This is a genomic window from Mycobacterium sp. ENV421 (assembly GCF_002887815.1).
Taxonomy (GTDB): domain Bacteria; phylum Actinomycetota; class Actinomycetes; order Mycobacteriales; family Mycobacteriaceae; genus Mycobacterium.
Genome location: NZ_PDHO01000021.1, coordinates 77,557 through 84,221, shown reverse-complemented (window position 1 = coordinate 84,221; position 6,665 = coordinate 77,557). Strand labels below are relative to the sequence as shown.

Here is a 6,665-nt window from a genome sequence, read left to right as displayed (position 1 = left end):
CAACCTCCCCGCTGAAAACGACACCGACCGACTCCACGCAGCTTGACAACGCCCGTGTGCGCCCGAAATCGCGCCGGATCACGACGGCGGGCCGGTGCAATACGTCCGCGGCGGCATGGTCCAGATGCGTTGTTTCGTGCCGGGCGGGCACAGATCGAAATCGGCGGCGTCTGCGCGCTTGACCACTTTGAAGTCGGCCGAGCTGTCGCTGCAGGCGGCCGGCTCGAGAGTGTTGCCGCGGTTGGGTGGTCGGCGGTCGGGGAGCCTTTGATCGCGGCGTAGCACCGGCCGGTCTGGAGGTTGGGCAGGAAGCAAACGGCGTACGCGTCGTTGGTCCAGCGCGCGAAGTCGGTGTCGGCCCGCTTGCCGTCCGGGCATTTCGCATCCTGCACGCCGGCGCTGACGACTTCGAAGACGCCCCGGGGGTCGTCGCAGCTAATGATGTCCTTGGTGCCGATAGCCCCCGAGCCGAGCGCCTCGCCGGTGATGCATTGACCGATCTTGACTGGGGGAGCGAACTTTTCAGCTGCTGTGTGCTCACCGGCCGAGTCGGCCACCCTGCCGACTGCGCCCGCGAGACCGACGGCGATGAGGATGGCGCCCGCGGTGATCAGGCCGCGGCCCGCGGTCGACCGCTGCGGCGGCATCGGTGGGTAGCGGGGCGGCGGATAGCCCGGTGGCAGGTAGCCCGGTGGTTGGTAACCCGGTGGGGGGTAGCCCGGTGGTGGATAACCCGGCGGCGGGGGATAGCCGCCAGGGTAGGGCGGCTGCATGCGGCGGGCCTTGGACCGATCACGCAGGCCGAGGACCAGCAGCAGCACTCCGACCGCAGGGATCAGCAGCGTGAACATAAGTTCGCCGATAAGCAAAAATGGCCTGCCGTCGGCAAGCAGCGCAGTGGAGGCCGAGTAGCTGAACAGGGTCACTGATCGTTGACTCTAGCGCCGATCGGGTTAGCCTGCGGGCATGATCAGTGACACCGGACGGGCGCAAGTGGCGGTCCTCGACGACTACCAGAACGTGGCGTTGACCATGACCGATTGGTCCACGGTCTCCGGCCGCGCCGACATCACGGTGTTCAACGACCACGTGTCCGATCCGGACGAACTCGTCGCGCGTCTGGCCCCGTTCGATGTCGTGTTCGTGATGAGGGAGCGAACCCCGTTGCCGCGCAGCATCATCGAACGGCTGCCGAATCTGAAGATGATCGCCTCGACGGGCCCGTTCAACGCGTCCATCGACATGGCTGCCGCCGACGACCACGGCATCCATGTCGGGACCACCGGTGGCACTGTGGCCTCGACGGTCGAACTGACCTGGGCCCTCATCCTGGCCGGCGCCCGCGATCTGGTCACGGAGGCGCGGTCGGTGCGCGACGGCGGATGGCAGACCGGGGTGGGCCGTGAACTGTCCGGCCGGGTCCTCGGCATCCTCGGGTTGGGTCGCATCGGTGTCCGCGTCGCCCGCATCGGTGAGGCGTTCGGCATGGACGTCATCGCCTGGAGTGAGAACCTCACCCCGGAGGCGGCCGCCGAGGCGGGGGCGACCTACGTCGGCAAGGACGAGCTGTTCAGCCGATCCGACGTGCTGACCATCCACATGAAGCTCAGCGAGCGTTCCACTGGCTTGGTCGGTTCGGCCGAGCTGGCGCAGATGAAGCCGAAAGCGTTGCTGGTCAACACCTCTCGCGGTCCGATCATTGACGAATCGGCACTGGTCGACGCCCTGAGATCCACCACCATCACGGCCGCGCTCGATGTCTTCGACACCGAGCCGCTACCGCCTGGGCATCCGCTGCGCACCCTCGACAACGTCATCGCCACCCCGCACATCGGGTACGTCGCCGACCGCCCGTACCGCATCTTCTTTCGCGATGCCGTCGCCGCCATCGGGGAGTGGCTCGACCGCAATCAGTAGGCGTTCGGATCCTGCTGCACGGCCACTGGCACCGGATGCTGGTAGAGCCGTGAGGCGTTCTCCCATGTCACCTTGCGGATGATCTCGTCAGGGAGGCCGCTGATCTGTTCGCGGATGGTGCGCTGGGTGTGCGGCCACGTCGAGTCGCAGTGCGGGTAATCCGCCTCGAGCATGATGTTGTCCGCGCCGATCCGGTCGTACTGGACGAACGACGACTGGTCCTCGACCGCGCAGAACCGGAAGTTGCGGGTGAACACCTCCGCCGGCGTCAGCGTCTCCCCGAGGCGCTTCCAGGTCCCGTACATCTCGTGGTAGCTCAGCATGTGGTCGAGGCGGTCTAGCAGGCCCGCCACCCAGCCGATTCCGCCTTCCGACAAGCAGATTCGAAGGTCCGGATATCGGGTGCACACCCCCGAGTACAGCCAGTCGACGGCCGCGCTGATCGCATAGGCGAAGAACAGCACACCCGGCACGTCGGGCGGGGCGTCATCGGTGGTCGACGGTGAGGTTCCCGACGAGCCGATGTGCAGGTTCACCACAGTGCCCGTCTCCGCGCAGGCCGCCATCATCGGCTCCCAGTACCCCGAGTGGATGGTCGGCAGCCCCAGCAGCGCGGGGTTCTCGCTGAACGTCACCGCATGGAATCCCCGTTCAGCGTTCTCGTAGATCATCTGTGCGCCGACGTCGGGGTCGAGCAGCCAGGGCAGCTGGCAGGGGATTATCCGGTCGGGGTAGGCCCCCGCCCACGCGTCGATGTGCCAGTCGTTCCAGGCCCGCACCGACGCCATCGCCAGGTCCCGATCGGTGGTCACCTGCTGAAGCCGTTGCCCGGCGAAGCCGGGCAGAAATGACGGGAAGTTCAACGACGCGTACACGCCGTTGACGTCCATGTCCCTGACCCGGGCATGGATATCCCAGGCGCCGCGGCGCATTTCGTCGAACCGGGCCGGCTCGAAGCCGTACTCCGACACCGGCCTGCCGACCACCGCATTGAACCCGACATTGGGCAGCGACTTCCCGTCGTACATCCAGGTCTGGCCGCCGTCCTCGGTGTCGACCACCCGCGGCGCCCGGTCGGCGAACTTGCTCGGTACCCGGCCCTCGAAGGTATCCGGTGGTTCGACGATGTGATCGTCGACCGAGATGACTGTGTAAAACCGTTCGGCACGTTCGGGTTCGGGCAGGAACGTCACGGTCCGGTCGGCACCGGTCTTGGCGGTGGTGAAGCTCAGATTCGACTGCAGATCCTCGATGGAAGCCATGGCAGAGTTCCTTTCAGTCCAGCACGCCGCGGTCGGCCTTGATGGTCATGCGCGCCGCGCCGGCCCAATACACGTCGGCGGCACGTTCGATCAGCGAGGCCTGCATGCCGACCAGGTCGCCGTGATTCATCTTCGACGGCTCGCGCCCGCTGACCAGTACGTCGTAGGCCAGTCGGCATACCCGTTCGATGGACACCGCCCGGTACACCGCCGTGGCCAGATCATGCCCGGTGGCGATCACGCCGTGGTTGGCCAGGATGATCAGGTTGGCCGATCCGATCTGGCCCGCGAGTTCGGCTGCGCGCCAGGGAGCGTCGATCTCGCCGTCGTACTTCTCCACCAGATACATGTCGTCGAGGAACAGCGCCCCGGTCTGGTGGACGAGTTCGGGCAGCATTCCCAGCGCGGCGATGAGACTGACGTAGTACGGGTGGTTGTGGATCACCACCCGGGCGTCGGGCCGCTGCCGGTGGATCTCGGTGTGCAGGTGGATGGCCGGGGTGACATCCCAGCGGCCGCGGACCACGTGGGCGTCCTCGTCGACGACGCAGATATCGGATGCGGTGAGCTCCTGCCACCACAGCCCCCAGGGGTTTACGAACATCTCGCGGTGTCCGTCGGGTTGCCAGGTGATGTGCCCGGCCATGTTCTCCGCGAACCCGATGTCGGCGAGGTGGCGAAACGCGATCGCCATCTTCTGCTCGTCGGTGAGGTCGACGCCGATGGGCGGCATCGTCGAGGGCGCCCATACTCCCAGGCCGCCCCGGCGCACTTCCGGTGTGCTCATGATTTCTCCAGTATCGATCGAATAGTTTCGCGGAGTTGGCCTTTGGCGATCTTGCCGCCGGACGACCGGGGCAACTCGTCGAGCACCTCGAGCCGTTCGGGCAGCAGCTCTTTGGAGACCCCCTGCGCCAGCAGGTGTTCGACGAGGTCGCCGAGCACGAGCGTGTCACCGGCATTCTTGAGTTCGGCGAACACGCACACCCGCTCCCCGAACAGGGGATCGGGCATGGCCACGGCGGCGGCCACCGCGATGGCGGGGTGGCTGGCCACCACCTCCTCCACCGCGACCGCGCTGATGTTCTTGCCGCCACGCAGGATGAAATCCGAGGTTCGTCCCGCCAGCACCAGGTAGCCGTCGTCGTCCAGGTCGCAGATGTCGCCCATCCGCATCCAGCCGTCCTTGGTGTACAGCTTGTCGTGATCGGTGCCGCCCAGATAGCCGAGGCTGAGCGCCGGCCCGCGGCAAGCAGGCTGCCCCCGACCGGATTTCGTGACGTCGTCGTCACCGTCGAAGAGCCGGACCTGCATCTCGGGGACGATGCGCCCGGCGGTCCGCAGCCGATGGTGCAGTGAGTCGTCGACGGTGGTGGCGCTGAGCATGCCGGTCTCGTTGGACCCGTAGAACTGCAGGATCGTGACGCCGGTGAGTTCCTCGAACCGCGCGGCCTGGGTGTACGGCAGCGGCTCGCCGCCGGTGAACACCACCCGCAGGCTGGACAGGTCATGCTCGCGCGAGGCGTCGTTGGCCAGGATCATCATCAATTGCGTACTCACACAGCACAACACGGTCGCTCGATGGCGTTCGATGGCGGCGCATGTCGCCGCGGCGTCGAACCGCTCGATGCGCACTGTCGTCGCCCCGAGGTAGATGGGTGTCGTGTGGGAGGTCCAGATCCCGAAGCCGAACGGGGTGGGGATGACCGGAAGGAAGATGTCGTCGGAGGTCAACTCGCCGTTGGCGACCGCCTTCTGATGAAAGTAGTGCCACCGATTCTGGTTGTGCACGACACATTTCGGCAGCCCGGTGGTGCCCGAGGTGGAGTTGATCAGGAATGCGTCGTCGGGGCCTACTGGTGAGAGCTCGGTCATGGAGCCCGGAGCGGTGTCGATGGTGAGGTCGCCGGCCCCGATCACCACGGCTCGCACCGATGCGTCGGCGGCGGCCTGCGCGGCCTGCGCGGCACGCGCCTCGTCGCTGACCAGAAGCGAGGGTTGCGCGGTCCGCATGATCTGCGCGGCCTCGCGGACCCCGGCGCGCGCCCCGAGACCGACGCTCACCGCGCCGCAGCGCTCGATCGCCACCAGCAGGACGTGGATGGCGATGCTGTCGCCGTGCCAGACCGCCACCCGGTCACCGGGGGCCACGCCCAGACGATGCAGCCGCACGGCCAGGTTGGTGGCGGCGTTGTCGAACTCCGACCACGTCAGCGCCCGTTCCGAAGAGTCGAGGGTGAAGTCGACGTAGGCGGCCTTGTCGGGGGAGCTCGCCGCGTTGCGACGTACGCAGTCGGACAGTGTCGTGTCCGTCCACCAGCCGGCGGCCCGGTAGTGCGCCGCTTCGGCGCTGGTCACGACGGCGGGATCAGCCATCACCAAATCATATGAAAATAAGGACCGGCGTCAATGATCCCAATGCCGCACCATCGCGGGGTCGACCATTCCCGCTGAACCGGGGTAGTGCTGGGCGGTGATCAAATGCGCGGCGGCGAGGTCATGAGCCCGGCGGGCATCGCCGGCCTCGATCGCGTCGATCACCTGCCGGTGCTCCTCGAGGACGGCCAGACGCTCGTCGACGGGGACGATGCCCTCGTCGCTCACCCGCGTCGACCAGCCCTGCTCGTGTGCCGACCACAGCGTCTCGAGCGCCCCGGCCAGCATGATCATGGTCTGGTTCCCGCACAGGGCGACCAGCGCTTCGTGGAAGCGACGGCTCGCCGAAATCGCACTCTGGAAGTCGTCGGCGGCCTCGACTGCCTCGGCGTGCAGTTCACGCAGTGCCGGAACGACGGTGTGTTCGCGGTCGGCCCGTTCGGCGCACAAGGCGGCGCACGCCGGCTCCATCTGCCGCAGCGCCCCACCCACATCCGACAGGCTCACGTCCTGCGAGCCGAGCACCAGTCCGATGGTGTAGGCGACGTTCGCGGCATTGGGTCGGCGCACCACCGCGCCCCCGAGTTTGCCGCGCCGCACCCGCAGCAGTCCCTCGGCCTCCAGGATGCGCATCGCTTCGCGCAGCGACGGCTTGCTCACCGGGAACTCGCGCAGCAGTTCGTCCTCTTTGGGCAGGATGCTGCCGTCGGCGAGCTCGCCCAACAGAATTCGCCGCCGCAGTTGATCGGCAACCTGCTCGGCGAGGCGGCGGAATTGAATCGTTGGCTCTGACACGGACCGGTTCTCTATCGCGCTTGCAAATGATGGGCATCGTACAAGCATCGGCTGGACGGCTGAGGCGAACGCCGAGCAGCGTGGACTTTGCGTTCGCAAAGCCCGATGGCCGACTCGGCCACGAATCGTGCATTCAGAGATCCCTTTTCACCACTCACCGCCGCAAGCACGCGCCGCCCTGCATCCGGGGTCGAAAGACCCTGTCGGGTGAAACCACAAGTGCGGATGCTGGAGTAAGAGGATTGGAAACCACGGAGACACCGTGTCCGGGTTCCATTCGTAGCAGGCCGGTCGACCTGACGGCACCCGTCTGTG

At 66.8% G+C, this 6,665-nt stretch carries 6 protein-coding genes; 1 reads left to right on the top strand and 5 read right to left on the bottom strand.

The window, feature by feature from the left end; genetic code table 11:
• Positions 1-926, bottom strand: a 926-nt coding sequence (locus CRM90_RS21680) for a hypothetical protein (RefSeq protein WP_102808994.1), incomplete at its 3' end; no start/stop codon positions are given.
• Positions 927-966: 40 nt separating this feature from the next.
• Between CRM90_RS21680 and CRM90_RS21675 the strand changes: the two genes are divergently transcribed.
• On the top strand, positions 967-1,917 hold the full coding sequence (locus tag CRM90_RS21675) for a D-2-hydroxyacid dehydrogenase family protein (protein WP_102808993.1): 951 nt from the start codon (positions 967-969) through the stop codon (positions 1,915-1,917).
• Here CRM90_RS21675 and CRM90_RS21670 read toward each other — a convergent pair.
• Genes CRM90_RS21670 through CRM90_RS21655 form a run of 4 tightly spaced genes read right to left on the bottom strand, consistent with a single transcriptional unit; the run spans position 1,911 to position 6,350 of the window.
• A complete protein-coding gene (locus CRM90_RS21670; protein ID WP_102808992.1) occupies positions 1,911-3,179 on the bottom strand; it encodes an amidohydrolase family protein in 1,269 nt (422 codons plus the stop codon). The two genes, CRM90_RS21675 and CRM90_RS21670, sit on opposite strands and share 7 nt — an antisense overlap.
• 13 nt (positions 3,180-3,192) lie before the next feature.
• Positions 3,193-3,966, bottom strand: coding sequence for a class II aldolase/adducin family protein (locus CRM90_RS21665; protein ID WP_102808991.1), 774 nt, complete (start codon positions 3,964-3,966; stop codon positions 3,193-3,195).
• Positions 3,963-5,555, bottom strand: coding sequence for a class I adenylate-forming enzyme family protein (locus CRM90_RS21660; RefSeq protein WP_102808990.1), 1,593 nt, complete (start codon positions 5,553-5,555; stop codon positions 3,963-3,965). The genes CRM90_RS21665 and CRM90_RS21660 overlap by 4 nt, the downstream gene beginning before the upstream one ends.
• Positions 5,556-5,585: 30 nt before the next feature.
• Complete coding sequence (locus CRM90_RS21655) at positions 5,586-6,350, bottom strand: FadR/GntR family transcriptional regulator (RefSeq protein ID WP_102808989.1); 765 nt, start codon at positions 6,348-6,350, stop codon at positions 5,586-5,588.
• Between the last annotated feature and the right edge of the window lie 315 nt (positions 6,351-6,665).